General features: G+C 71.6%; 20 protein-coding genes and 1 tRNA gene. 8 read left to right on the top strand and 13 right to left on the bottom strand.

Going from position 1 to position 25,328, the window contains the following annotated elements; translation table 11 throughout:
- Positions 1–49 precede the first annotated feature (49 nt).
- The 3 genes from ACIDOF_RS24585 (at position 50) to ACIDOF_RS24595 (ending at position 2,434) form a co-directional block, all read left to right on the top strand.
- Positions 50–886, top strand: coding sequence for an N-formylglutamate amidohydrolase (locus ACIDOF_RS24585; RefSeq protein ID WP_409008232.1), 837 nt, complete (start codon positions 50–52; stop codon positions 884–886).
- An 80-nt stretch (positions 887–966) separates the two neighbouring features.
- Positions 967–1,356 carry a MerR family transcriptional regulator gene (locus tag ACIDOF_RS24590; protein ID WP_409008233.1) on the top strand — a complete coding sequence of 130 codons (390 nt, stop codon included), beginning with the start codon at positions 967–969 and terminating at the stop codon, positions 1,354–1,356.
- 46 nt (positions 1,357–1,402) lie between these two features.
- A complete protein-coding gene (locus tag ACIDOF_RS24595) occupies positions 1,403–2,434 on the top strand; it encodes a zinc-binding dehydrogenase (protein WP_409008234.1) in 1,032 nt (343 codons plus the stop codon).
- 598 nt (positions 2,435–3,032) lie between these two features.
- On the opposite strand, the gene ACIDOF_RS24600 is transcribed toward ACIDOF_RS24595, so the two are convergent.
- The 4 genes from ACIDOF_RS24600 to ACIDOF_RS24615 all read right to left on the bottom strand — a co-directional run bounded on the left by ACIDOF_RS24600 (position 3,033) and on the right by ACIDOF_RS24615 (position 7,398).
- On the bottom strand, positions 3,033–3,848 hold the full coding sequence (locus tag ACIDOF_RS24600) for an SDR family NAD(P)-dependent oxidoreductase (protein ID WP_409008235.1): 816 nt from the start codon (positions 3,846–3,848) through the stop codon (positions 3,033–3,035).
- A gap of 10 nt (positions 3,849–3,858) precedes the next feature.
- Positions 3,859–5,502: a cytochrome b gene (locus tag ACIDOF_RS24605; RefSeq protein WP_409008236.1), complete on the bottom strand. Its 1,644-nt coding sequence runs from the start codon at positions 5,500–5,502 to the stop codon at positions 3,859–3,861.
- A 226-nt stretch (positions 5,503–5,728) separates the two neighbouring features.
- On the bottom strand, positions 5,729–6,814 hold the full coding sequence (locus ACIDOF_RS24610; RefSeq protein ID WP_409008237.1) for a LysR family transcriptional regulator: 1,086 nt from the start codon (positions 6,812–6,814) through the stop codon (positions 5,729–5,731).
- Positions 6,808–7,398, bottom strand: coding sequence for an SMI1/KNR4 family protein (locus ACIDOF_RS24615; protein WP_409008238.1), 591 nt, complete (start codon positions 7,396–7,398; stop codon positions 6,808–6,810). The genes ACIDOF_RS24610 and ACIDOF_RS24615 overlap by 7 nt, the downstream gene beginning before the upstream one ends.
- 194 nt (positions 7,399–7,592) lie before the next feature.
- Here ACIDOF_RS24615 and ACIDOF_RS24620 point away from each other — a divergent pair, with 194 nt between their 5' ends.
- Positions 7,593–8,678, top strand: coding sequence for an alpha/beta hydrolase family protein (locus ACIDOF_RS24620; protein ID WP_409008239.1), 1,086 nt, complete (start codon positions 7,593–7,595; stop codon positions 8,676–8,678).
- 348 nt (positions 8,679–9,026) lie between these two features.
- On the opposite strand, the gene ACIDOF_RS24625 is transcribed toward ACIDOF_RS24620, so the two are convergent.
- The 6 genes from ACIDOF_RS24625 to sucC form a co-directional block, all read right to left on the bottom strand.
- Complete coding sequence (locus tag ACIDOF_RS24625) at positions 9,027–9,923, bottom strand: universal stress protein (RefSeq protein WP_409008240.1); 897 nt, start codon at positions 9,921–9,923, stop codon at positions 9,027–9,029.
- A gap of 107 nt (positions 9,924–10,030) precedes the next feature.
- A complete protein-coding gene (locus ACIDOF_RS24630) occupies positions 10,031–10,396 on the bottom strand; it encodes a PH domain-containing protein (RefSeq protein ID WP_409008241.1) in 366 nt (121 codons plus the stop codon).
- A gap of 145 nt (positions 10,397–10,541) precedes the next feature.
- Positions 10,542–10,626, bottom strand: a tRNA-Leu gene (locus tag ACIDOF_RS24635).
- A gap of 271 nt (positions 10,627–10,897) precedes the next feature.
- Complete coding sequence (locus ACIDOF_RS24640) at positions 10,898–12,466, bottom strand: aldehyde dehydrogenase family protein (protein ID WP_409008242.1); 1,569 nt, start codon at positions 12,464–12,466, stop codon at positions 10,898–10,900.
- Positions 12,467–12,516: 50 nt separating this feature from the next.
- Positions 12,517–13,398: a succinate--CoA ligase subunit alpha gene (gene sucD, locus ACIDOF_RS24645; RefSeq protein WP_409008243.1), complete on the bottom strand. Its 882-nt coding sequence runs from the start codon at positions 13,396–13,398 to the stop codon at positions 12,517–12,519.
- Between the two features lie 25 nt (positions 13,399–13,423).
- On the bottom strand, positions 13,424–14,548 hold the full coding sequence (gene sucC, locus ACIDOF_RS24650) for an ADP-forming succinate--CoA ligase subunit beta (RefSeq protein WP_409008244.1): 1,125 nt from the start codon (positions 14,546–14,548) through the stop codon (positions 13,424–13,426).
- Between the two features lie 211 nt (positions 14,549–14,759).
- On the opposite strand from sucC, the gene ACIDOF_RS24655 reads away from it, so the two are divergent.
- The 4 genes from ACIDOF_RS24655 to ACIDOF_RS24670 all read left to right on the top strand — a co-directional run bounded on the left by ACIDOF_RS24655 (position 14,760) and on the right by ACIDOF_RS24670 (position 21,344).
- Positions 14,760–16,445, top strand: a complete 1,686-nt coding sequence (locus tag ACIDOF_RS24655; protein ID WP_409008245.1) for a thiamine pyrophosphate-binding protein — start codon at positions 14,760–14,762, stop codon at positions 16,443–16,445.
- A 14-nt stretch (positions 16,446–16,459) separates the two neighbouring features.
- Positions 16,460–17,692, top strand: a complete 1,233-nt coding sequence (frc, locus tag ACIDOF_RS24660; RefSeq protein WP_409008246.1) for a formyl-CoA transferase — start codon at positions 16,460–16,462, stop codon at positions 17,690–17,692.
- Between the two features lie 4 nt (positions 17,693–17,696).
- A complete protein-coding gene (locus tag ACIDOF_RS24665) occupies positions 17,697–19,841 on the top strand; it encodes an acetate--CoA ligase family protein (protein WP_409008247.1) in 2,145 nt (714 codons plus the stop codon).
- 117 nt (positions 19,842–19,958) lie between these two features.
- Positions 19,959–21,344 carry an OFA family MFS transporter gene (locus tag ACIDOF_RS24670; RefSeq protein WP_409008248.1) on the top strand — a complete coding sequence of 462 codons (1,386 nt, stop codon included), beginning with the start codon at positions 19,959–19,961 and terminating at the stop codon, positions 21,342–21,344.
- A gap of 109 nt (positions 21,345–21,453) precedes the next feature.
- Here the strand turns inward: ACIDOF_RS24670 and ACIDOF_RS24675 are convergent, their stop codons facing one another.
- From ACIDOF_RS24675 to eboE, 3 genes are all read right to left on the bottom strand, one after another.
- Positions 21,454–22,515 carry a sugar phosphate isomerase/epimerase family protein gene (locus tag ACIDOF_RS24675; RefSeq protein ID WP_409008249.1) on the bottom strand — a complete coding sequence of 354 codons (1,062 nt, stop codon included), beginning with the start codon at positions 22,513–22,515 and terminating at the stop codon, positions 21,454–21,456.
- A gap of 66 nt (positions 22,516–22,581) precedes the next feature.
- Complete coding sequence (locus ACIDOF_RS24680) at positions 22,582–23,985, bottom strand: alkaline phosphatase family protein (RefSeq protein WP_409008250.1); 1,404 nt, start codon at positions 23,983–23,985, stop codon at positions 22,582–22,584.
- The gene (eboE, locus tag ACIDOF_RS24685; protein ID WP_409008251.1) at positions 23,982–25,325 is read right to left on the bottom strand and encodes a metabolite traffic protein EboE; all 1,344 of its coding nucleotides are present in this window, start codon (positions 25,323–25,325) and stop codon (positions 23,982–23,984) included. The genes ACIDOF_RS24680 and eboE overlap by 4 nt, the downstream gene beginning before the upstream one ends.
- Positions 25,326–25,328: the final 3 nt, after the last annotated feature.

Consider the following 25,328-nt stretch of genomic DNA (forward strand, 5'->3'; position numbering starts at 1 on the left):
CACCGGCAAGGGGCGGCGGGGCCGTACGGCCGCTGCCTAAGGTGACGTCATGGACGCCACGGCCGAGCCGCCCTTCACGCTGATCCCCGGTGCCGCCGACGCATCCGTCCTGCTGCACGTCCCGCACTCCGCGCGGACGGTGCCGCGGGCGGTGCGCGGCGGCATCGTGCTGTCCGACGCGGAGTTGGAGCGCGAGTCGGACCACGTCGTCGACGCGCACACCGACACGATCGCCGCCCTCGCCGCCGCCCGCGCCCGCCGCACGCCGTGGCAGTTCGTCAACCGGCTGTCCCGGCTCGTCGTCGACCCGGAGCGGTTCCCGGACGCGCGCGAGGAGATGCGCAAGGTCGGCATGGGCGCGGTCTACACCCGTACGACCGGCCGACTCCCGCTGCGCGCCCCGGACTTCGACGAACAGCCGCTGCTCGACGCGTACTTCCGCCCGTACGCGCGGGCCATGACGGAAGCGGTCCGCGCCCGCCTCGCCGCGGCCGGGCAGGTCGTGATCCTGGACGTCCACTCGTACCCGACGCACCGCCTCCCCTACGAGCTGCACGGCGACGGCCCGCGGCCCCCGGTCTGCCTCGGCACGGACCCGTTCCACACACCGCCGGGCCTGCTCGCCCGGGCGGAGTCGGCCTTCGCCCGCTGCGGCGGCACGGCCCGCGACACCCCGTTCTCGGGCACGTATGTCCCTCTGGAGTACTACGGGGTCGAGCCGCGCGTCAGCGCCCTGATGGTGGAGATCCGCCGCGACCTGTACATGGACGAGCCGGGCGGCCCGGCAGCCGAAGCCGGACTGCGAGGGGTAGCCGAGGCGTTGGCTGAGCTGGTGGACTCGCTGACGGAATCCCCGGCGGACTCCCTTGCAGAGGGCGCGAGTTGAGGCGCGCGAACAGGCGGGGCGCGGGGCGCGGGGTCCGGCGGGCCGGAAGATGCCGGCGGGTGCGGGCGTTGCGGTGAGGTATGAAGATCGGCGAAGCCTCCAGAGTCAGCGGCGTGAGCGCACGCTCGCTGCGGCACTACGAGGACGAGGGCTTGATCGTCCCCGGCCGCTGCAGCAACGGGTTCCGGGACTACTGCCAGTCCACGATCGACCGGGTGCTCGTCATCCGCTCCCTGCTGGAGTCGGGGCTTCCGGTGCGGTTGATCAGGGAGATCCTGCCGGGGCTCACCGACGAGCCTCAGCCTCCTGCCGGTAGCGGTGCCGGGCGCGCGGAGTTCCTCCGGGAGGTGCGGTCGTACCGCGATCGGCTCGCCGCACGGATCGCCGTGCTCACCGGTCAACAGGCGGCGCTCGACGCCTACTTGAGAGAAGCAGGCGCGGTCGGCGGGGTCGACGGGACCGGTTCCTGATCGCCGCTTGCCCTTGACGCAAGTGTCAGAGTCCTACGTTCGACGCATGGAACTCGACGAGCAGCGGCACTCCCCCGAGCAGCCGATCCACGCCCTCGTCCAGCGCTCCCACCAGGGGCCGAAGGACCTGACCCTCACGACCGACCACCCCCGGCCCACGCCGGGCCCCGGCGACTACCTGATCCGCGTCGGCGCCGCCGGGGTCAACTTCGCCGACGTCATGCAGACCCACGGCAGATACGGAGGAGGCCCGCAGGCGCCGTACGTCGCCGGCTTCGAGGCGGCGGGCGAGATCGTGGCGGTCGGCCCGGACGTCGAGAGTCCGCTGCCGCTCGGCACGCATGTCGTCGGGACCGGCCCCGGCGCGTTCGCGCAGTACATGACGATGCCCGCCGCGGGCGCCGTGCCCGTACCGACCGGCTGGAGCGACGCCCAGAGCATGGGCCTGATCCTGAACTGGGCCACCGCCCTGGCCGCCCTGAAACCGCTCGGCGAGGTCGCGGCGGGCGACACAGTGCTCGTCCACGCCGCGGCGGGAGGCGTCGGACAGGCGGCCGTCCGGCTCGCCCGCCACTACGGCGCGCGTGTCGTCGCCACCGCCTCCCCCGCCAAGCACGCCACGGTCGAGGCGCTCGGCGTCGACGCCGTACTGGACAGCCGACGACCCGACCTGGCCGCGGAGATCAGCCGCCTCACCGGCGGCGTCGACCTGGTCCTCGAATCCGTGGGCCGAGCCACGTTCGAGGCGAGCCTCTCCGTCGCGAAGCCCTTCACCGGGCGCGTCGTGGTGTTCGGAGCCGCTTCCGGGGACGCGCACCTCAGCACGCACGACCTGGTGTTCACGCATCGCGTCCAGGTCAAGGGCCTGCACATCGGCGCGATGCCGACCGCCGCCCCGGCCCTCTACCGGTCGCTGCTCGCCGAGCTCGACGCCCTCGTCACGGCCGGTGTGTACCCGCCCGGCACGCCGACCGTGCATGCTCTGGCCGAGGGGGCGGGGGTGCTGCGGCGACTCGAGGCGGGGGTCACCGAGGGCAAGCATGCCCTCGACCCCTGGCTTACGGGCCACGCCAGTTGAGGCGGCCGCCTCGCACCCCGGGAAGGCCTGCGCCTACCCGGGGGCCCTCCCTCGGGGGTTGTCTTTCGGGTGCCGCGCCGTTGCGGCTGATCGCGCAGTTCCCCGCGCCCCTGCCGGGGCGGCGCTCGGGGCGGCGGGTGGGTCGCCCGGCTTTGCCCTGCGGGCCTCGGCCTCGGGCGGCTCCCCGGGTGGGACTGCACGCCGTCCCCCGACTACCGCGCCGCCGTGGCTGATCGCGCAGTTCCCCGCGCCCCCTGTTCGGCGGGCTGCGCCCGGCCGCCCGCCGGGCTGCGGGCCCACGCATCGCCCGCGGGCTCCGCCTCTTGGGCGGCTCCCCGGGTGGGACTTCACACCGTCCCCCGACTACCACGCCGCGGTGGCTGATCGCGCAGTTCCCCGCGCCCCTATGCGGCGGGCCCCGCCCCGGCCGCCCGCCGGGCTGCGGGGCCGACACATCAGCCCGCCAGCCCGCGCCCTCGGACGCCTGCCGCGCAGGGACCGCACGCCGTCCCCCAACTACCGCGCCACCGTGGCCGATCGCGCAGTTCCCCGCGCCCCTGTTCGGCGGGGCTTCGTCCCTGGCTCTCCCTCCTTGCCGTCAGGACGAGTCCTTCATCACCGTCCAGCCGCCGTCGACCAGCAGGCTGGAGCCCGTGACGTAGGACGCCTCGTCTGCCGCCAGGAACGCGATGGCCGCCGCCACCTCGTCCGGTCTGCCCAGGCGGCCCGCTGCCGTCTGGGCGGCGCTGCGGTCTCGGTCCTCCTGGGACAGGCGGTCCCAGGCGCCGGTGAGGACCGGGCCGGGCAGGACCGCGTTGACCCGTACCTCCGGCCCGTACTCCACGGCGAGTTGGCCGCAGAGGGAGACGAGGGCGCCCTTCGTCGCCGCGTACGCCGGGTGGCCGGGGATGCCGGCGTGGGCGTGCACGGACGAGGTGAGGACGACCGCGCCCCGCTCGGCGCGCAGTTCGGGCAGCAGTGCCTTGAAGCCGAGGAAGGATCCGGTGAGGTTGACCGCCAACTGCCGGTTCCATGACTCCAGTTGCATTTCGTGCGCCCGGGTCACGTCCACGGTGAACGCGTTGCTGACGAACACCCCGACCGGCCCGAACTCGGCCGCCGTGTCGGCCACTTGTTGCCAGTCGGCGGGCTCCGCCACGTCCGCGCGGACGAATTCTGCGCGGCCGCCCTGCTGGCGGATGGCCGCGGCGACCTCCTGACCCCGTTCTTCGGCGACATCGGCGAGCACGACCGACGCGCCCTCGGCGGCGAGCCGCGCCGCGCTGGCCGCGCCGATCCCCGACGCGGCACCGGTGACCACGGCCACCCGCCCACCGAACCGCCGCCCCGCTGCAGGCAGTCGGTCGGTGTAGGGCGCCACGGATCCGTCGGCGGTCTCGGGTGCGTAGTTCATGTCGGCGACCTCAGTGCTCCCTCTCCAGCTCCCGGTACTCCTCCACGGTCGGCTTCGGCACCTGTGCCTGCGGCCCGTACATCGCCCGGGATATTCGGGCGCGCAGCCGGTCCGTGCGGCGGATTCTGCGCCGCACCCCGTGGGCGTCGGTGTCGGGCCCGGTCTCGTACGGGGCGGGCTGTTCGTGGGCGGTCAGGGTGTGGCGCTGCGCCGGGGTGAGCGGGGCGTGCACCTCGGTGTACGCCCCGTTCGGGAGGCGTTTGATGATGCCGCTCTCCCGGCCGTGCAGCACCTTGTCGCGGTCGCGGTGCTGCAGTCCGAGGCAGATGCGGCGGGTGACGACGAACGCGAGGACGGGCACGGCGAACACGGCGATCCGCACCGACCAGGTGATGACGTTGATGGACAGGTTCAGGTGTGTGGCCACGATGTCGTTGCCGCCGCCGATCAGCAGCACTCCGTACAGGCTGAGCCAGGCCACGCCGAGCGCGGTGCGGGTCGGGGCGTTGCGCGGGCGGTCGGCGATGTGGTGCTCGCGGCGGTCGCCGGTGACCCAGGCCTCCAGGAACGGGTAGACGGCGATGGCCAGCATGACCAGCGGGAACAGCATGAACGGGATGAAGACGCCGAGGGCGAGTGTGTGCCCGAAGGCGTTGATCTCCCAGCCGGGCATGACCCGGATCAGCCCTTCGGAGAAGCCCAGGTACCAGTCGGGTTGGGCGCCCGTGGACACATGGTCGGGGCGGTAGGGGCCGATCGCCCAGACCGGGTTGATCGTCGCGACCGCCGCCATCAGCGCGAGCACGCCGAACACGAGGAAGAAGAACCCGCCCGCCTTCGCCACGTACACGGGCAGGAACGGCGAGCCCACCACGTTCCGCTGCGTGCGGCCCGGCCCCGCGAACTGGGTGTGCTTGTGGAAGAACACCAGGATCAGGTGCGCGACGACCAGTCCGAGCATGATGCCCGGCAGCAGCAGGACGTGGATGGGGTAGAGCCGCGAGATGATGTCGTGCCCGGGGAACTCGCCGCCGAACAGGAACATCGACAGGTACGTGCCGACCACGGGGATCGACAGGATCGCGCCCTGGGCGAAGCGGATGCCGGTGCCGGACAGCATGTCGTCGGGCAGCGAATAGCCGGTCAGCCCGGTGATGAGGCCGAGCAGCAACAGGGTCCAGCCGAACAGCCAGTTGAGCTCGCGGGGCTTGCGGAACGCGCCGGTGAAGAACACCCGCATCATGTGCACGAGCATCGCGGCGACGAACACGACCGCCGCCCAGTGGTGCAGTTGCCGGATCAGCAGCCCGCCGCGCACCTCCATGCTGATCTCGACGGTGGATTCGTACGCCCGGGTCATCAGGACGCCGTTCAGCGGTTCGTACGGCCCGCTGTAGACCACCTCGACGGCGCTCGGCTCGAAGAACAGGGTGAGCCAGACCCCGGTGAGGATCAGGATGAGGAAGCTGTAGAGGCAGATCTCGCCGAACAGGAACGACCAGTGGTCCGGGAAGACCTTGCGCATCTGGGACTTGGCGAGGGCGAAGAGTCCGAGGCGGCCGTCGGCCCAGTCGGCGAGCCGCTCGCCGCGCCCCTGGGCGGGGCCGCGCCCGCCACCGCGTGGCTGTGCGCCTTCCGTGCGTACATCGCTCATGCGTGTCTCCCTCGGGCGACCGCTGCACACTCCTCCAGGTGCAGCGTAGGTCCGGAATCTGAGGTTCAACACCCTTGTGGGCAGGGTGAGTTGGTGTCTCGTCGAGGGTGGTCGTGTGCGTTGTCGTACGGGCGCGTGGGGCGGGCCGGCGCGAGCTCGTGGCGCTCGCGTGAGGCCGGCTTGCGCGAGCTCGTGGTGCTGGTGGTGCTCGTGTGCTCGTGCCAGGTCAGTCCGTGGACGGGCCCGGCAGCCAGTCGCGCGCCGCGTCGAACTCCGTCCAGCGTCTTCGGTCGCCCACCCGCGCGCAGGCGGCGAGCAGGTCGCCGATCCGGTCCGGCTCTCGTCCTTCCGGCCAGACCAGGGACCAGGCGTACAGCGGTGTCGGTTCGACGAGCGGCACGAACCGCACGCCGGGGGCGTCCGCGCTCACCGCGTCGGCGGGGAAGAGCGAGAAGCAGCCCGGGTCGGACCGCACCTGGTCGAGGAACGGGTCGAGGCCCAAGTTCGTCGCCCCGAGCCGGTGTCGGACGCCGAAACGGCGGGCGAAGCAGTTCAGGAAGTCGAGCCGGGCGAGGTCTGCCGGGTAGCGCAGCACACTGTCCCGGAGGTCGGCGGGGCGCAGCCGGTCGGCCGCCGCCAGCGGGTGGTCGGCGCTGAGCACGGCGTCGACCGGTTCGAGTCGTACGAGGCGCTGGGCGAGCCCGGTCGCGGCGTGCGGGTCGAGGACGGGGACGCGGCCGAGCCCCGCGTCGATGTCGCCGCGGCGCACCGCGTCGGCCACGGACGGGAAGTCCCGGCCGGTGCCCGGGTCGACGCCCGTCCTCGGTTCGTCGGCGGCGAGTCGGGCGAGGATGCGCAGCGGCGCGTACAGATGCCCCCATACGTCGATCCGCAGCGGCCGCCGGCCGTCGTCCCGCGCGGCGGTCACGGCCCGCTCCCCCGCGGAAAGCGCCTGCCGGGCGGGGCCGAGGAACCGCTCGCCCGCCTCGGTGAGGCCCGCGCGCATGCCTCGGCCGCGCTCCAACAGCCGGGCGCCCAGGCGTTCTTCGAGGCGCGCGATGCGTTTCGACACGGCCTGCTGGGTGAGGCCGAGTTCCTCGGCGGCGACGGCGAAGTGCAGGGTCCGGGCGACGGCGGCGAAGGCGCGGACCTGCGCGAGGTCGAGGTCGAGGGAGGGAGCGGAGGCGGGGGCAGGGACGGAGCCGGAGGCGGGGTCGGAGGCGGGGCCGGAGGCGGGAGCTGGGGCAGCCGAACCCGCGACGGTCTGTGCTGCGCCGGCCCTCCGGCGGCCTGGGTCGTTCGGCCTCAACACGGCGTCACCTCGGGGTCGATGGGCGGCAGCTCCCAGGGTTCCACGGCCCCGGTGCCGTACTCCGCGAGGAACTGGGCCATTCCTCCTCCGTACTGCCACCACGCGCCGCCGCGCGAGCCGACGGTGACGTTCCACTCCTGCGGTGCCTCGTGCGCCGCCTCACCGCTCCGGCCGTGCGTACGCCACAGGAACCGGTCGCCGTCGCACGACGAGCCCCAGGGCAGCAGCCCGCCCGGCTCCGGGTGGGCCGCCAGGCCGAGGGCGGGGTCGGCCCAGGTGTCGGCCAGGACGTCGAGCGCGCCGCGCATGTTCGTGAGCCACTGCTGCTCCCTGCCCGGCTCCGGCAGGTCGACCAGCAGGAACTCCCCTATGACGAACGGTGGTTGCCACTCCGCCAACAGCTTGTAGTCCGACGGAAGAGCGGTGCCCAGGCCCTCCTCCAGGGCGGCCCAGTCGATCGCGGCGGGCCGGGGTCGGCGCAGCCCGGCCAGGCCCGTCAGGGCGCGTTCGAGCACGGTCAACGCCTCGCTCGCGTCCGTGAGTCGACGCTGCGGCGCCTGCGTGCTGATCAGTTCTTCCGTCATGCTTCGAAGCGTGCCAGACGGGACTGACAATCGGGCTCGGCGTACGACGTCCCCACCCGTCCGAGCCTCACAACTGCCGGTTGTCGTCCCCGTACAACGGTTGTTGGACGGCGCGTACATCTTCGCGATCTCCTGAACCGGCCCTGTCCACAGGGCAACTGAAACCACCCCCTCAGCCGGCCCGAAAGCACACCGTGACCCTCTTCGTCGATCTGCCCGGCATACTCCCGGAGTTCATCGCCCTCAACCGCTCGCGCTGCCTCGCCGCGGGCCTCGACCCGTTCGCGTACGACCGGGCCACGGCGCCGTTGACGTCACTGCGGGAGTGGCCCGCGGCATTCCTGGCGGTCGCGGAGGAACACCGTGCCGCCGCGGACCGGTACGCGGCCGACGGCCGGACCGTTTCCGCGGGCGAGGCGTACCGCGACGCCGCGCGCTGGTTCCACTGCGCGGTGCCCGGCCCGTACCCGGACCGTGTGCTGCTCGCGCGGGCGGCCGACGCCGCCGACCGGTCGATGCGGGCCGCGCTCGCGCTGCTCGAACCGCGCGCGGCACGCGTCGAGGGCGAGGAGTTCGCGGGCTGGCTCCGCTTCCCGGCGGCGCCCACCACGTCCGCCGCCCGGCCGCCGGTCGTCGTGCTCGTTCCGGGGCTCGACTCCGGGAAGGAGGAGTTCCACGCGGTCGCGGACGCGCTGCTCGCGCGCGGGGCGGCGGTGTTCGCGATGGACGGCCCGGGCCAGGGCGTGTTCGCGGCGAGCCGTGCGCCCCACGCCGACTACCAGCACGTCGTGTCGGCGGCGATCGACGCGCTGGCCGCCCGCGGGGACGTCGACACCGGCCGGCTCGGGGTGTGCGGGCTCAGCCTCGGCGGGTTCTACGCCTCGGTCGCCGCCGCACACGATCCGCGCATCCGGGCCGCGCTCACGGTGAGCGGCCCGTACCGCCTGCAACCCGACGAGCTGCCCCAGTACGTCACGGAGACGCTGGCCCTGCGGTGCGGAGGGGCGGACGCAGCACGGGAGTTCGCCTCGCGGGTCGACCTGCGCGGCGTCGCCCAGCGCATCGCGTGCCCCCTGCGGGTGGTGGAGGGCGGCCAGGACGTCACGCCGGGCGTCGTCAACGCCGAGCAACTGTCCCACGAGGCGCCACGAGCCACGTACGACCTCGTCCCCCACGGCGACCACCTCCTGGGCAACGCCCGAGCGGAGTGGCTGCCCGGGGCGGCGGACTGGATGCTGGACCGCTTGGACGGGGACAACCGGGAGACCGGCCTCGGCTGACGCAAGGGAAGCCCACCCGACACCGCCCACCCAGGGGCGCGGGGAACTGCGCGACCAGCCACAACGGCGCGGCAGGCGACGAACAACACGCACCCCCGTGGCGAGGGGGGAAGCCCGTCCGGCGAGGACGCGAGCCCGCAGGGCGAAGCCACCAAGCCGCAGTCCCGTCCCCGACAGCCAAGGGCAAAGCCCAGCCCCCAAGGGGCGCGGGGAACTGCGCGACCAGCCACAACGGCGCGGCAGGCGACGAACAACACGCACCCCCGTGGCGAGGGGGGGAAGCCCGTCCGGCGAGGACGCGAGCCCGCAGGGCGAAGCAGGGGCCCCGGCATCCAGGCGGAGGTGGAGCTACGGCACGACCGCCACAGGACAATGCGCATGCAACAGCACGGCGTTGGCCGCCGAGCCGACCAGGAACGCGTCCGGCGAGAGGCGTCGGCGGTGGCGGCCCACGACGAGGAGCCCCGCCGTCCGGGAGGCGGCGACGAGCTGCCCGGCGGCGTCCGCCGGGGCGACCGTCCGCGTGACCTCGACGTCGGGCCGCTGCGCGACGAACGGTTCGAGCCGCTGCTGCTGCGCCTCGCGCAGGTCGGCCTCGATCTGCGGCCGGTCGTCGTCCCCGGCGGCGGCGACGTACGGTCCGACGAGGGTGAGCGTGGACAGCGGCACGGTGTACGTGGTCACGACGTCGAGGCGGGCGCCCTTGCGGGCGGCCTCCGCGAAGGCGAACTCCAGGACCGCGTCCCCGGTCTCCTCGGGTTCGAGGCCGAGCACGACGGGCGGCACGCCGTCCGGCAGCCGCACGGGTTCGGTGCGCGCGGCGTGCGGCACGACCACGACGGGGCAGGCGGCGCGGGCCGCGCAGGCCCGGCTCACCGAGCCGAGGAGCAGGCTGGCGAAGCCGCCGCGGCCGCGGGAGCCGACCACGAGCAGCTGCGCCTCGTCGCCGAGCGCGGTCACGGCGGACGGGACGTTGCCGTCGACGCTGACCATGCGGACGGGCGGCAGGTCGGTGCGGCCGTCGAGGAGCGCGCTCATCTCTTTGAGGACGGGCGACTCGTCGGGCTCCGGCAGCGGGATGACCGGCAGGTCGCCGTGGAGCGGCACCTGTGTCACGTAGTCGGTTCTGACGTGGGTGACGACGAGTTCCGCCCCTCGCTCGCGGGCGGCGGCCAGCGCCCATTCCAGGGCCTTGACGCTGTGCTCGGATCCATCGACGGCGGTGACGACCGGAAGCGCGTTCATGCCCCCATCGTGCGCACACTTCGGCCGGGTCGGCAGGGGCGAAGGTCCTCCGCGAGCGGGGCTGACCGGCCCGTTCGCGCCGGGGGCCGGGCCTGCGCCCGCGCCGCTCAGCGGGCCACGAACTGGGTCAGGATCGCCTGCACTTCGTAGATGTTCACGCCCTTGGTGAAGGTCTTCTCGATCGGCGCGGACTCTCCGGACACCCAGATCTTCAGCTCCGCGTCCAGGTCGAAGTGCCCGGCCGTCTCGACGGCGAACCGCGTGATGCTCCGGTACGGCACCGAGTGGTACTCGACCTTCTTGCCGGTGATGCCCTGCTTGTCTATGAGGACGAGGCGGCGGTCGGTGAAGAGAATGGTGTCGCGGATCAACACGTAGGCCGCGTAGACCTGTTCGCCCTGCCCGAAGAGGCGCGCGTACTCCTGCTGTGCCTTGCCCGGGTCGACGGTGTGCGCGTTGCCGAAGAGCGCCATGATCTGAACCCCCGTTGGTCGGTCGATGCGTCGGTGGATGCTTCGGTCGATGCGTCCTGCATCAGTGCTTTCGAACTGTAGTCCCGGCCACTGACACACAACGAAAGATCCCCACGGTTCCGGAGAACCGTGGGGATCTTCTCTGTGTCCGAGGGGGGACTTGAACCCCCACGCCCGATAAAGGGCACTAGCACCTCAAGCTAGCGCGTCTGCCATTCCGCCACCCGGACTAGGTGTCTGTCGCCTTCCGGGGCCTTGCCCCGCGGCGACATGGACAACAATACCAAGGATTCAGAGTGCCTTTCACCTGCGTATCCCTCGGCCTGCGACGCTGCCCCGCACGCAGAGGGCGGCACATCTCCGCAGGTGGGGCGCTTGCGTACGGTGTGCGGTCGGGTGATCACGGGTTGTCGATCTTTAGCAGCTCAGGACCGCCCTCCGGGCCGGAGGCACGTCGCGCGCGTGGCGTGCGTCACTCCGGCCCGGCCGGGGCTGCGCGGCTCAGGGCATCAGCTGGTACTCGGGGAAGTTCCCCGGCAGCCGTTCCCCCGGCTCCCCTCGGGTGACCGCGCGGATCAGGAGTTCGCCGCCCACGAACGCGCCGCGCCAGGACGCGCCGAAGCCGCCGAAGAGCTCCTCGCGGTCGCCGCGTGAGCGGGGCTTGCCGTGGCCGACCTTGAAGGCGCGGATCTGCGGGGCGAGCCGCTCGTACGTCGCGGGGTCGTCCGTGGCGAGGGTGGCGACGAGCGCGCCGTTGGACGCGTTCATCGCGGCGAGGAGCTCCGCCTCGGTGTCGACGAGGACGATCGTGTCGACCGGACCGAAGGGTTCCGCGTGGTGCAGCGGTGACGACGGCGGCGGCCCGAGCAGCGTGACCGGCGGGACGTACGCGGACGTGTCCTGGCCGGGCAGGAAGTGGCCGCCGTCGAGGGTGCCGCGGTGCACCGGTACGGCGCCGCGGTCGACGGCCTCGTTGACCTGGTCGGTGAGCTCCTTGGCCTTGGCGGCGTTGATGAGCGGCCCGAAGTCCAGGTTCGGCAGCGGGTCGGCCGGGTCGGCGACGGCGAGCGGATGCCCGATGCGGACGGAGCGCACGGCCGGCAGGTAGGCGTCGAGGAACCGGTCGAAGAGGGTGCGCTGGACGACGAAGCGCGGGTAGGCGGTGCAGCGCTGTTTGCCGTAGTCGAAGAGTTTCGGGACGACCGCGGAGAGTGCGTCCCAGTCCGAGTAGTTCCAGACGCCCCAGGTGTTGAGGCCCTCCTGTTCGAGGATGTGGCGCTTGCCGAGGTCGGCGACGGCGGTGGCGACGGCGGCACCGGTGTCGCGTCCGCCGACGAACGAGACGCAGCCGATCTCGGGCGCGCGGACCAGCGCCTCGGAGAGTTCGCCTCCGCTGCCGCTGACCAGCGTGACCGGCACTCCTTCGCGGGCGGCCAGCGCGCAGGCCAGGGTGAGGCAGGCGAGGCCGCCGTCGGTCGGGGTCTTGGCGATCACGGCGTTGCCCGCGAGTGCCTGGACGAGCATCGCGTGGACGAGGACGGACATCGGGTAGTTCCAGCTGGCGATGTTGGAGACCGGCCCGTCGAGCGGGGCGCGGCCGTCCAGCATGGGCTCGATGCCGTCGACGTACCAGCGCACGCCGTCGATCGCCCGGTCCACGTCGGCCTGGGCCAGGCGCCAGGGCTTGCCGATCTCCCAGACGAGGAGGAGGGCGAGCAGTTCGCGGTGTTCGGTGAGGGCGTCGAGGGTGGCGGCGATGCGGGCGCGGCGTTCGGGGAGCGGGACGTGCCGCCAGGCGCGGTGCTGGTCGAGGGCGGCGCGTACGGCCTGCCGGGCGGTGGCGCCGTCGAGGCGGGGCGGACCGGCGACGGGGGTGCCGTCGACGGGGCTGGTGGCGGGCAGACTGCGGCCGCCGGGCTGCCAGTTCGCGGCCCAGAGGCCCAGCACGCGGTCGTCGAGGAAGGCCTCGGGGGCCACGTCCCGGCAGCGTCGCCAGGCGTCGGTCCAGGCGAAGCCGGGTTTGAGGGTGAGGGGCGGGGCGTTCGCGGGTTCTGGTGTTGCAGGGGCCATCGGTGTTCTCCGCTCTCGGTGCACAGTCGGGGGCGGGAGGTGCGGCCGCCTCAGGTGGAGGCGAGGTGTTCGAGGACGAGGCGGGCGGTCTCGGTGGGCGTGGCGCCCACGCGTACCCCGGCCGCTTCGAGTGCTTCCTGCTTGGCGCGGGCCGTCCCGGTCGAACCGGAGACGATCGCTCCGGCGTGGCCCATGGTCTTGCCCTCGGGCGCGGTGAACCCGGCGACGTATCCGACGACCGGCTTGCTGATGTGTTCGCGGACGTACGCGGCGGCCCGCTCCTCCGCGTCGCCGCCGATCTCGCCGATGAGGACGACGAGTTCGGTGTCCGGGTCGTCCTCGAAGGCCTGCAGGCAGTCGATGTGGGTGGTGCCGATGACGGGGTCGCCGCCGATGCCGACGCAGGTGGAGAAGCCGATCTCGCGCAGCTCGTACATGAGTTGGTACGTGAGCGTGCCGGACTTGGAGACGAGGCCGATGCGGCCGGGCTTGGTGATGTCGGCGGGGATGATGCCCGCGTTGGCCTGGCCGGGGGTGATGAGGCCGGGGCAGTTGGGTCCGACGACGCGGGTGCCGCGCAGTTTCGCGTACGACTGGAAGGCGACGGCGTCGTGGACGGGGATGCCCTCGGTGATGACGACGGCGAGCCCGATCCCGGCGTCGGCGGCCTCGGTGACGGCGGCCTTGCAGAACGCGGGCGGGACGAAGACGACGGTGACGTCGGCGCCGGTGGCCTCGATGCCTTCGCGGACGGTGCCGAAGACGGGCACGGCGCGGTCGTCGAAGTCGACGGTGCGACCGGCCTTGCGGGGGTTGACGCCGCCCACGACGTCGGTGCCGGCGGCGAGCATGCGGCGGGTGTGCTTCATGCCCTCGGCGCCGGTCATGCCCTGGACGAGGACCTTGCTCTCCTTGGTGAGGTAGATCGCCATGGTGTGGACTCCTCTGCTCCGGGCGCTACTTGGCGAGTTGCGCGGCGCGCTCGGCGGCGCCGTCCATGGTGGTGACCTGCTCGACGAGCGGGTGCCTGTGGGCGTCGAGGACGGCCCGGCCCTGGGCGGCGTTGTTGCCGTCGAGGCGTACGACGAGGGGTTTGGTGAGGCGGATCTCGCCGAGGGCCTGGACGATTCCGTCGGCCACGGCGTCGCAGGCGGTGATGCCTCCGAAGACGTTGACGAAGACGGACTTGACGTCCGGGTCGGAGAGGATGACGGACAGGCCGTCGGCCATGACCTGGGCGGAGGCGCCGCCGCCGATGTCGAGGAAGTTGGCGGGGCGGGCGCCGCAGCCGGCGACCACGTCGAGAGTGGACATGACGAGGCCCGCGCCGTTGCCGATGACGCCGACCTCGCCGTCGAGCTTCACGTAGTTGAGGCCCTTGGCGGCGGCGCGTGCCTCCAGCGGGTCGTCGTGCGCGGCCCCGGCGTCGCCCCAACGGGCCTGCCGGAAGCGGGCGTTGTCGTCGAGGGTGACCTTGCCGTCGAGGGCGAGGAGCTGCCCGTCGCGGGTGCGGACGAGCGGGTTGACCTCGACGAGCACGGCGTCCTCCTCGGTGAGGACGGTCCACAGCTTGACGAGGACGTCGGCGGCCTCGGGCGGGAGGTGGGCGGCGCGGGCGATCTCGGCGGCCTTGTCGGCGGTGACGCCGTGCGCGGGGTCGATCGGGATGCGGGCGACGGCCTCGGGGCGGCTCGCGGCGACCTCCTCGATCTCCATGCCGCCCTCGACGGAGGCGATCGCGAGGAAGCGTCCGGCCGCGCGGTCCAGGACGTAGCCGACGTAGAACTCGGCCTCGATGTCCACGGGTTGGGCGAGCATCACCTGGTGGACGGTGTGCCCCTTGATGTCCATGCCGAGGATCTGGCGGGCCGTCAGCTCCGTGGCGGCCGGGTCGGCGGCGAGCTTGACCCCGCCCGCCTTGCCGCGGCCGCCGGTCTTGACCTGGGCCTTGACGACGACGCGGCCGCCGAGGCGGTCCGCTGCGGCGCGGGCCTCCTTGGCGGTGCCGGCGACCTCGGCCCTCGGCACCGACACGCCGTATTCCTCGAAGAGTTCCCTTGCCTGGTACTCGTACAGGTCCATTTCGGCTCCTGACTCAAAAGTGCCGCACGCCCCCTGGACACCACTGACCGGATGCGGGATAACAAGGTTCATACAGTATTCGTCGACTGTATGCAATCTACCGCGACGGCGATCCAAGCAGTGCGTGACAAGTGCGTGACCGCAGCGCACGGGCCCTCCGTGAGCTGCCCGTGAAGACGTCAACTCCCCTACGAAGGGACAGGACTTCGCCATGCCCGACGAGAACAGCCAGAACCTCATTTCCGGTGGGCACCTGGTCGCCAAGGCACTCAAAGCGGAGGGCGTGGAGGTCATCTACACCCTGTGCGGCGGCCACATCATCGACATCTACGACGGCTGCGTCGACGAAGGCATCGAAGTCGTCGACGTACGCCACGAACAGGTCGCCGCGCACGCCGCCGACGGCTACGCGCGCATCACCGGCAAGCCCGGCTGCGCCGTCGTCACCGCCGGGCCGGGCACCACCGACGCCGTCACCGGCGTCGCCAACGCCTTCCGCGCCGAGTCACCGATGCTGCTCATCGGCGGCCAAGGGGCCCACACCCAGCACAAGATGGGCTCCCTGCAGGACCTGCCGCACGTCGACATGATGACGCCCATCACCAAGTTCGCCTCGACCGTGCCGGACACGGCACGCGCCGCGGACATGGTGTCGATGGCGTTCCGCGAGTGCTACCACGGCGCGCCCGGCCCGTCGTTCCTGGAGATACCGCGCGACGTCCTCGACGCCAAGGTGCCGGTCGACAAGGCCCGCGTCCCGAAGGCCGGGCACTACCGCGCCTCCACCCGCTCCGCCGGCGATCCCGAGGCGATCGAGAAGCTGGCCGACCTGCTCGTGCACGCCGAGAAGCCCGCGATCCTGCTCGGCTCCCAGGTCTGGACGACCCGCGGCACCGAGGCGGCCACCGAACTCGTCCGCACCCTCAACGTGCCCGCCTACATGAACGGCGCCGGGCGCGGCACCCTCCCTCCCGGCGACCCGCACCACTTCCAGCTCTCCCGCCGGTACGCCTTCGCGGGCGCCGACGTCATCGTCATCGTCGGCACCCCCTTCGACTTCCGCATGGGCTACGGCAAGCGGCTCTCGCCGGACGCGACCGTCGTCCAGATCGACCTGGACTACCGCACCGTCGGCAAGAACCGGGACGTCGACCTCGGCATCGTCGGCGACGCCGGTCTGATCCTGAAGGCCGTCACCGAGGCCGCCTCCGGTCGCGTCAACGGCGGCGCGTCCAAGCGCAAGGAGTGGCTGGACGAGCTGCGCGCCGCCGAGCAGACCGCCGTCGAGAAGCGGCTGCCGAACCTCCGCTCGGACGCCTCACCCATCCACCCGTACCGCCTGGTCAGCGAGATCAACGACTTCCTCACCGAGGACTCGATCTACATCGGCGACGGCGGCGACATCGTCACCTTCTCCGGCCAGGTCGTGCAGCCCAAGTCGCCCGGCCACTGGATGGACCCGGGTCCGCTCGGCACGCTCGGCGTCGGGATTCCGTTCGTGCTCGCCGCGAAGCAGGCCCGCCCCGACAAGGAGGTCGTCGCGCTCTTCGGCGACGGCGCGTTCTCCCTGACCGGCTGGGACTTCGAGACTCTCGTCCGCTACAACCTCCCCTTCGTCGGCATCGTCGGCAACAACTCCTCGATGAACCAGATCCGTTACGGCCAGAAGGCCAAGTACGGCGACGAGCGCGAGCGCGTCGGCAACACCCTCGGCGACGTCCACTACGACAAGTTCGCCCAGATGCTGGGCGGTTACGGCGAAGAGGTCCGCGACCCCGCCGACATCGGCCCCGCGCTCCTCCGCGCCCGCGAGTCCGGCAAGCCCTCGCTCATCAACGTCTGGGTCGACCCGGACGCGTACGCCCCCGGAACCATGAACCAGACCATGTACAAGTGAGGAGCTGAATCGTCATGACGACCAAGGCTCTTGAGGGCGTACGAGTCCTCGACATGACCCATGTCCAGTCCGGCCCGTCCGCCACCCAGCTGCTCGCCTGGCTCGGCGCGGACGTGGTGAAGCTGGAGGCGCCGAGCGGCGACATCACGCGCAAGCAGCTGCGCGATCTGCCGGACGTCGACTCCCTCTACTTCACGATGCTCAACTGCAACAAGCGGAGCATCACCCTCAACACCAAGACCGAGCGCGGCAAGGAGATCCTCACCGAGCTGATCCGGCGCTCGGACGTCATGGTCGAGAACTTCGGCCCCGGGGCCGTGGACCGCATGGGGTTCACCTGGGATCGCATCCAGGAGATCAATCCGCGAATCGTCTACGCCTCCATCAAGGGTTTCGGGGACGGGCCGTACACCAACTTCAAGGCCTACGAGGTCGTGGCGCAGGCCATGGGCGGGTCGATGTCGACCACGGGCTTCGAGGACGGGCCCCCGCTGGCGACGGGGGCCCAGATCGGCGACTCGGGGACCGGCATTCATGCCGTCGCCGGAATTCTGGCGGCGCTCTACCAGCGGGAGAACACCGGGCGCGGGCAGCGGGTCAACGTGGCCATGCAGCATGCCGTGCTCAACCTCTGCCGGGTGAAGTTGCGCGATCAGCAGCGCCTGGCCCATGGCCCGCTCGCTGAATATCCCAACGAGGACTTCGGCGACGAAGTTCCCCGATCCGGGAACGCGTCCGGCGGCGGCCAGCCCGGCTGGGCGGTCAAGTGCGCGCCGGGCGGCCCGAACGACTACGTGTACGTCATCGTGCAGCCCGTCGGCTGGCAGCCCATCGCCAACCTGATCGGCCGGCCCGAACTCGCCGACGACCCCGAGTGGAACACCCCGGAGGCCCGCCTCCCGAAGCTGAACAAGATGTTCCAGCTGATCGAGGAGTGGTCGTCGACCCTGCCCAAGTGGCACGTCCTGGAGCAGTTGAACGCCCACAACATCCCGTGCGGCCCGATCCTCTCGACGAAGGAGATCGTCGAGGACGCCTCGCTCGCCGCCAACGAGATGGTCGTGAAGGTCCAGCACCCCGAGCGCGGCGAGTTCACCACCGTCGGCTCCCCGCTGAAGCTCTCCGACTCCCCCGTGGACGTGGTCAGTTCGCCGCTGCTCGGCGAGCACAACGAAGAGGTGTACGTCGGCGAGCTCGGCCTCGGGGACGAGGAGCTGCGCCTGCTCAAGTCGAACGGAGTGATCTGACGTGATGGCAGAGGACCGCACGCAGACGGTGCGGGCGCTGCTCGACGCCGTACGCGCCGACGGCCGCACCGCGCTCACCGCACCCGAGGGCAAGGTGATCGCGGACGCGTACGGAATCGCCGTACCGGGCGAGGAGTTGGCGCGGGACGTGGAGCAGGCGGTCGCCGCCGCGGCGCGCTTCGACGGGCCCGTGGTGCTGAAGATCGTCTCGCCGGACATCCTGCACAAGACCGACGCGGGCGGCGTGATCGTCGGGGTGGAGGGCGCCGCCGACGTACGGGCCGCCTTCTGCAAGATCATCCAGAGCGCCCGTGCCTACGCGCCGGACGCCAGGATCGAGGGGGTGCAGGTGCAGCAACTCCTCCCGAAGGGGCAGGAGGTGATCGTCGGCGCGGTCACCGACCCGACGTTCGGGAAGGTGGTCGCGTTCGGGCTCGGCGGTGTGCTGGTCGAGGTCCTGAAGGACGTGACGTTCCGGCTCGCGCCCGTGGACGCGGACGAGGCCGTGTCGATGCTCGACTCGATCCGGGCCGCCGAGATCCTGCGGGGCGTGCGCGGCGCGCAGGGCGTGGACCGCTGGGCGGTCGCCGAGCAGATCCGCCGGGTCTCCGAACTCGTCACCGACTTCCCGGAGATCGCGGAGGTCGACCTCAACCCGGTGATCGCCACCCCGGACGGCGCCCTCGCCGCGGACATCCGCGTGATCCTCTCGACGGATCCGGCCAAAGCCCGGCGCACCTACGGTAGGGACGAGATTCTGCGCTCCATGAAGCGCCTGATGCAGCCGCGTTCCGTCGCGGTGATCGGCGCCTCCAACGAACAGGGGAAGATCGGCAATTCGGTGATGCGGAACCTCATCGACGGAGGTTTCTCCGGCGAGATCCACCCCGTGAACCCCAAGGCCGATGACATTCAGGGCCGCAAGGCGTACAAGAGTGTCACCGACGTTCCGGGTGAGGTGGATGTGGCGGTGTTCGCGATTCCCGCCAAGTTCGTCGCCTCCGCGCTCGAAGAGGTGGGCCGCAAGGGCATCCCGAACGCGGTGCTGATCCCGTCCGGCTTCGCCGAGACCGGCGAGCACCAGTTGCAGGAGGAGATCGTCCGGATCGCCGAACACCACGGCGTGCGCCTGCTCGGCCCCAACATCTACGGCTACTACTCGACATGGCAGGACCTGTGCGCCACGTTCTGCACGCCGTACGACGTGAAGGGCGGCGTCGCGCTGACCTCCCAGTCGGGCGGCATCGGCATGGCGATCCTGGGGTTCGCGCGGGCCACGAAGACCGGGGTGTCCGCGATCGTCGGGCTCGGCAACAAGTCGGACATCGACGAGGACGACCTGCTGACGTGGTTCGGCGAGGACCCCAACACCCAGTGCATCGCCATGCACTTGGAGGACCTGAAGGACGGGCGGGCGTTCGTGGCGGCCGCCAAGGAGACCGTCCCGAAGAAGCCCGTCGTCGTCCTCAAGGCGGGCCGCACCGCCGCCGGCGCGAAGGCCGCGGGCTCGCACACGGGCGCGCTGGCGGGCGACGACGCCGTGTACGACGACATCCTGCGGCAGGCCGGCGTGATCCGGGCGCCGGGCCTCAACGACATGCTGGAGTACGCGCGTGCGCTGCCCGTGCTGCCCACCCCCAAGGGGGCCAACGTCGTCATCATCACCGGCGCGGGCGGCTCGGGTGTGCTCCTGTCGGACGCGGTGACCGACAACGGGCTCTCCCTGATGGAGATCCCGGACGACCTGGACGCCGCGTTCCGCGAGTTCATCCCGCCCTTCGGCGCTGCCGGCAACCCCGTGGACATCACGGGCGGCGAGCCCCCTTCGACGTACGAGGCGACGATCCGGCTCGGCTTGGAGGACCCGCGGATCCACTCCCTCGTCCTCGGGTACTGGCACACGATCGTCACTCCCCCGATGGTGTTCGCCGAGCTCACCGCGCGCGTGGTGGCGGATTTCCGGAAGCGCGGCATAGAGAAGCCGGTCGTGGCCTCTCTCGCGGGAGACGTCGAGGTCGAGGAGGCGTGCGCGTACCTCTTCGAGCACGGGGTCGTCGCCTACCCGTACACGACCGAGAAGCCCGTCGCCGTGCTCGGTGCGAAGTACCGGTGGGCGCGGGCGGCGGGGTTGCTCGGAGGTGGTCGATGAGCTGAGGCACGGCTCGAACCACGGGGCCTGCGGCGGGCGTTCGCCGCGGGCCCCGGTGCGAAGAGAACGGACAGGGGGCGCTGGCCAGACTTCTTCCACTCGAGGGGTTCGATCGACATGACGACAACCGACCTGCCAAGCACCGTCCCCTATCGGGAGGTGACGGACGCCAACGGCCGCACGTACCGGCTCGGCGAGTCCGACATCGACATCATGGGGCGCAAGCGCAAGTGGATGGTCATCCTGCCCTGGGTCGGCATGATGGGCATCAGTTCCGCGGAGTACGCGTTCGCGTCCGCCGAGGACACCCTGCACACGGCCCACCACTGGGCCAGTGGCCACATCTTCTGGATGATGACCGTCTGGGTCTTCTTCCAGGCCGCGGTGGCCTTCCCCGCCGGGCGGCTGCGCGAGAGCGGCAAACTGCCGGCCCGCTGGGCGATGATGCTCGGCTCCGTGGGCACCCTGCTCGGCTATCTGTCCCTGGCGTACGCGCCGCACGTGGTGTTCGCGTACATCGGCTTCAGCATGTTCAGCGGCATGGGCGCGGGCATGGTGTACGCGACCTGCGTCAACATGGTCGCCAAGTGGTACCCGGAGCGCCGGGGCGGCAAGACCGGGTTCGTGAACGGCGGATTCGCCTACGGCTCGGTGCCGTTCGTGTTCATCTTCACCGGCGTCATGGACCTCACCAACTTCCGTACGGTGCTGGTTCTGGTGGGCCTCTTCCTCGCCGCTGTGGTGGCTTGCGCGGGGTTCTTCTTCAAGGACCCGCCGAAGAACTGGTGGCCGGCCGAGGTCGACCCGCTGAATCCGCCGGAGGACCCGCGGGCCCGCCGGTCCCTGGAGAAGAACCCGCCGGCCGTGAAGCAGTACTCCCCCATGGAGGCCTGGAAGACCGGCCGTGTGGCGCTGATGTGGTTCTGCCTGGCCTGTACGTCGGGCGTGAACATCTTCGGCATCGCCTTCCAGGTCGACATCGGCAAGGAGGCGGGCTTCGCGAGCGGGATCGTGGCGACGGCCATGTCGCTCAAGGCGATCGTCAACGGCACCGGGCGCGGCGTCATCGGCTGGCTCTCCGACCGGTACGGGCGCAAGCAGTGCCTGCTGTACGTGTGCGTGATCCTCGGTCTCGCGCAGTTCGGCATCATCTGGTCGGCGGAGGCGCAGAACCTGACGCTGTTCCTGATCTTCTCGGCGATCTCCGGGTTCGGCGGCGGCGCGATCTTCCCGATGTTCGCGGCGCTCACCGCCGACTACTTCGGCGAGAACAACAACGCCACCAACTACGGGATGGTGTACAGCTCGAAGCTCGTCTCCGGTCTCGGCGCGGGCATGGGCGCCGTGGTCGTGAGCGCCTGGGGGCACTCCGGCGCATTCATCCTGGCGGGCTCGATCTCGTTCTTCGCCGGTTTCGTGGCGCTGTTCCTGACGCCTCCGGGGCGGCCGAAGCGCGGCAGGATCACGCCGAATCCGCAGCCGATCAGCAGGGACGCCCACTGACGCCCTGCACCGCTCGATCCGCACCTCCCACACGCAGAGCCCCCGGCCGGAGCGCCGGGGGCTCTGCGTTGCGCGCGGGCGGGCGCACGACGGCCCCTGGGGCGGCCGGTCAGCTGCCTTCGCGGAGCGAGTGCAGGTGCGCGCTCGACTTGCGCGCGAACTCCAGCGAGTCGACCGGGTTGTCGTGCTCGGCCTGCCAGTGGTGGTAGCGGCGCCCGGTCGGGGTGCGGCTGGTCACCTCGGAGATGAAGCGGCGGTAGTCGATGTCGCCGTCGCCGACGTCCACCATCCGGTAGCCGTCCCTGGCGGCCTCGTCGTGCTCGCCGTCCTTGACGTGGAACAGCGGGTACCGGTGCGGCTGCTTCAGCACGTAGTCGAGCGGGTCGAACGGCGCGGGCGTCCCGTCGACGCGCTTGGAGAAACGGAACTGCGCCGCGTACGCCCAGTAGATGTCCATCTCCAGGTGGACCAGGTCCGGGTCGGTCTCGGCGAGCAGCACGTCGTAGAGGCGCACGTCCGGCCGGTCGGTGGCGAAGGAGAACTCCTCGGCGTGGTTGTGCTGGTAGAACTTCATGCCGCGCTTCTTCGCCGCGGCGCCGTACGCGTTGAACTCCTCGGCGCAGCGCTTCCAGCCGTCGACGGTCGCGCCGTACCGCCAGGGGCCCGAGGCGGTGCCGATGTGCTTGAGGCCGAGCGCCTCAGCCTCGTCGAGGACCTTGTCGAGGTTCTGCGCGAAGGTGTACGCGTTGGGGTCGTCGGAGTAGTAGCCGACGTGGCTGCCGATCGGGTTGAGGCCGTGGTCGGCGGCGAGGCGCTTCAGCTGGGCGAGCGTGATGGGGCCCGCGGTTCCCTGGGTGTAGCCGGCGAACTCGATCTCGTCGTAGCCGTACCGGCTCAACTCCTCGAAGACCGGGGCGAATCCGAGGGTGGAGACCTTGTCGCGGAGGCTGTAGAGCTGGATGCCGAGGCGGCCCGGGGGCAGGACTGGGCCGCCGGTGGTGGTGGCGGCCGGTGCGGTCGAGCCGGCCGCGGTCCGGGCCGTCGCGGTGCCGGCGGTCGCGCCGACGAGAGCCGCGGCGGTGGCTCCGGCGGCGACGCCGAGCATGCCGCGACGGCTGAGTCTGTGGGCGAGTTCGGGGTCGGAAGCGGACCTGCGGAAGCTGCGGGGCATGCGGGAACTCCTCGTGGTCAACGGGCGTTGTCAGTGGTGTCTGGTTGAGTTGTCCTCAGCCGCCGGTCAGGAGTGCAGACCGGCGAGCCGAAGCAGCAGGGACTTCACATCGGTGGCCCGGAGAGGGCCGGTGACAGCGCGGGGGGTGGAGCACAGGATGAGCGGACCGTCGTTCGGGTCGTCGGGAAGGCGCCCATGGCTGCCGCGAATAGGTGAGGGATCCAGAGGCACCACCGCCATGCGGTAGCGCATCCCGAGTTTCTTGCGCGCGAGCGCCTTCGCGGCCTTGACCTTCACATACGGGTCGAGGGGGTCCATGAACAGCTCGACCGGGTCGTAGCCCGGCTTGCGGTGGATCTCCACGAGCTGCGCGAAGTCAGGCGCCCGCGCGTCGTCGAGCCAGTAGTAGTACGTGAACCAGGCGTCCGGCTCCGCGACGGCGACGAGTTCGCCGGAGCGGGGGTGGTCGAGGCCGTACTCCTTCTTGCCCTCGTCGTCCAGGAGTTGATCGATTCCCGCCAGGCCTTGGAGTGCCTCACGAGCGGCGTCGAGATCTTCCGGGCGGCGTACGTAGACATGGGCGATCTGGTGGTCGGCGACGGCGAAGGCACGGGACGCCATCGGGTCGAGGTACTCCATGCCGTCCTGGGTGTGGACCTCGAGCAGCCCGGCGCGGCGCAGGGCGCGGTTGATGTCGACGGTGCGGCTGACCTTGGTGATGCCGTACTCGGAGAGCGCGACGACGGTGCGGCCCTCGCGGGCGGCGTCGTCGAGGAGGGGGGCCAGGGTCCGGTCGAGGTCGGTGGCGGCCTTGTGGGAGCGCGGATCGTCGGGACCGTAGCGCTGCAGGTCGTAGTCGAGATGGGGGAGGTAGCAGAGCGCCAGGTCGGGGCTGCGGGTGTCGATGATGTGGCGGGTGGCGTCGACGATCCACTGCGAGGAGACGATGTCGGCGCCGGGGCCCCAGAAGTGGAAGAGGGGGAACGTGCCGAGTCTCTCGGTGAGTTCGTCGTGCAGGGCCGGGGGCCGGGTGTAGCAGTCGGGTTCCTTGCGGCCGTCGGCGTAGTAGACGGGACGGGGGGTGACGGTGAAGTCGGTGTCGGCGCCCATGGCGTACCACCAGCAGATGTTGGCGACCGTGTAGCCGGGGTGGGCGCGGCGGGCGGCGTCCCAGAGCTTGTCGCCGGAGACGAGGCCGTTGTGCTGGCGCCACAGGAGTACGTCGCCGAGCTCGCGGAAGTACCAGCCGTTGCCGACGATGCCGTGCTCGGCGGGCGGTGCTCCGGTGAGGAAGGTGGACTGGGCGGCGCAGGTCACCGCGGGCAGCACGGTGCCGAGTTCGGCACGGGAGCCGCCCTCGGCGAGGGCCTTGAGGCGCGGCATGTGGGCGAGAAGACGGGGGGTGAGTCCGACGACGTCGAGGACGAGAAGCGGGGTGGGCTCGGCGGCCGGGGCGGGCGGGTGCGTCATGGCAGTTCCTTGAGGCCGAGGTCGACGAGGAGATCGCGGGCGAGGGTGAGTTCGGCGGCGATGCCGTCGATGAGCCGGCTGCGGGCCCGGGGCCGCAGGTCGGCGGGCAGGGCCTGCCAGGTGTACGTCTCGACCTCGAGGTGACGGGTGCGCGGGTGGGCGCCGCCGACGAGGCGGGCCAGGGCCGCGCGCAGCACGGGGAGCGTGGAGGTGAGCGGGGGCGCGGGCGCGGCGTGCAGCGGCACGTGGAAGTGGGAGCGCCACGGGGCGGTGTCGGGCAGGGTGCCGCCGGACAGGGCGGGGCCGAGGTCGTCGGTGCCGTGCAGGGTTCCGGCGGCGCGGGTGCGGGTCTGGTGCAGGAACCGGGGCTCGTCGAAGGCGGCCAACGCCTTGCGGACTTCGGGCAGTTGGGGCTGTTCGGCGTGCAGTGCGGCGGACAGCTGGACCTTGGGCACGGTGATGCCGGCCGCGTCCAGGGCGTCGAGAGCGGTGTGGGGATCTTCGAAGGAGGTGGCGAGATGACAGGTGTCGATGCAGATGCCGATGCGGTCGGCGGTGGCAGCCGCGGCTGGGGCTGCTTCAAGTGGCTGCGCAGCAGGTTGGGTCGGGTGCGCGGCGTGCTGGGGGCGCGTGGCCTCGACCGGGTCCTGGCGGGTGTGCGGCGCGGCGGCAGGCTCGGGGGCGGCGGTCGCCGGGGCGGAGGGGGATGCGCGGCGGCGGATCTCCTCGCGTACGGCGGTGAGCGGGGCGATGGCGTCGGCGGTGGTCTCGACGATGCAGCCCGGCTCGGGTTCGAGGCCGATGCGGATGGAGCGGCCGGTGAGCTCCTCCAGGGCGTCGAGCCGTTCGGCGAGGGTGACGAGGGCGGTGCGGGCGGCCGCCGCGTCCTGCTCGGTGAACGGGGTGCGCCAGGCGAGCGGCAGGGTGGAGATGCTGCCCTCCCTGACGTCGTCGGGCAGCAGCGCGGTGAGCAGCCGGGCCAGGTCGGTGGTGTGGGTGAGGCGTTCGGCGTCGGTCCAGTCCGGCTTGTAGACGCGGTACTTGACCTCGTCGGCGCCGAATCCCTCGTACGGGAAGCCGTTGAGGGTGACCACTTCGAGGCCGCGCCGGTCGAGGTCGGCGCGGAGTTCGCGCAGGGCGGCCGGGTCGGAGGTCAGGGCACGGGCGGCGTCGCGGGCCAGCCACAGGCCGATGCCGAGGCGGTCGCGGCCGAGGCGTCTGCGGACGGGTTCGCAGTGCTCGCGCAGTTGGGCGCGGACACCGTCGAGGGTCTCGGCGGGATGGACGTTGGTGCAGTAGGCGAGGTGCACCGTGGAGCCGTCGGGGTGCCGGAAGCGCATGCG

This window comes from Streptomyces sp. Da 82-17 (genome assembly GCF_046098215.1).
GTDB lineage: Bacteria > Actinomycetota > Actinomycetes > Streptomycetales > Streptomycetaceae > Streptomyces.

Coding starts and splice junctions, on each gene's coding strand:
- ACIDOF_RS24585 (WP_409008232.1), top strand. CDS start 50: ATGGACGCCACGGCCGAGCCGCCCTTCACGCTGATCCCCGGTGCCGCC.
- ACIDOF_RS24590 (WP_409008233.1), top strand. CDS start 967: ATGAAGATCGGCGAAGCCTCCAGAGTCAGCGGCGTGAGCGCACGCTCG.
- ACIDOF_RS24595 (WP_409008234.1), top strand. CDS start 1,403: ATGGAACTCGACGAGCAGCGGCACTCCCCCGAGCAGCCGATCCACGCC.
- ACIDOF_RS24600 (WP_409008235.1), bottom strand. CDS start 3,848: ATGAACTACGCACCCGAGACCGCCGACGGATCCGTGGCGCCCTACACC.
- ACIDOF_RS24605 (WP_409008236.1), bottom strand. CDS start 5,502: ATGAGCGATGTACGCACGGAAGGCGCACAGCCACGCGGTGGCGGGCGC.
- ACIDOF_RS24615 (WP_409008238.1), bottom strand. CDS start 7,398: ATGACGGAAGAACTGATCAGCACGCAGGCGCCGCAGCGTCGACTCACG.
- ACIDOF_RS24625 (WP_409008240.1), bottom strand. CDS start 9,923: ATGAACGCGCTTCCGGTCGTCACCGCCGTCGATGGATCCGAGCACAGC.
- ACIDOF_RS24630 (WP_409008241.1), bottom strand. CDS start 10,396: ATGGCGCTCTTCGGCAACGCGCACACCGTCGACCCGGGCAAGGCACAG.
- ACIDOF_RS24640 (WP_409008242.1), bottom strand. CDS start 12,466: ATGGCCCCTGCAACACCAGAACCCGCGAACGCCCCGCCCCTCACCCTC.
- sucD (WP_409008243.1), bottom strand. CDS start 13,398: ATGGCGATCTACCTCACCAAGGAGAGCAAGGTCCTCGTCCAGGGCATG.
- sucC (WP_409008244.1), bottom strand. CDS start 14,548: ATGGACCTGTACGAGTACCAGGCAAGGGAACTCTTCGAGGAATACGGC.
- ACIDOF_RS24655 (WP_409008245.1), top strand. CDS start 14,760: ATGCCCGACGAGAACAGCCAGAACCTCATTTCCGGTGGGCACCTGGTC.
- frc (WP_409008246.1), top strand. CDS start 16,460: ATGACGACCAAGGCTCTTGAGGGCGTACGAGTCCTCGACATGACCCAT.
- ACIDOF_RS24665 (WP_409008247.1), top strand. CDS start 17,697: ATGGCAGAGGACCGCACGCAGACGGTGCGGGCGCTGCTCGACGCCGTA.
- ACIDOF_RS24670 (WP_409008248.1), top strand. CDS start 19,959: ATGACGACAACCGACCTGCCAAGCACCGTCCCCTATCGGGAGGTGACG.
- ACIDOF_RS24675 (WP_409008249.1), bottom strand. CDS start 22,515: ATGCCCCGCAGCTTCCGCAGGTCCGCTTCCGACCCCGAACTCGCCCAC.
- ACIDOF_RS24680 (WP_409008250.1), bottom strand. CDS start 23,985: ATGACGCACCCGCCCGCCCCGGCCGCCGAGCCCACCCCGCTTCTCGTC.
- eboE (WP_409008251.1), bottom strand. CDS start 25,325: ATGCGCTTCCGGCACCCCGACGGCTCCACGGTGCACCTCGCCTACTGC.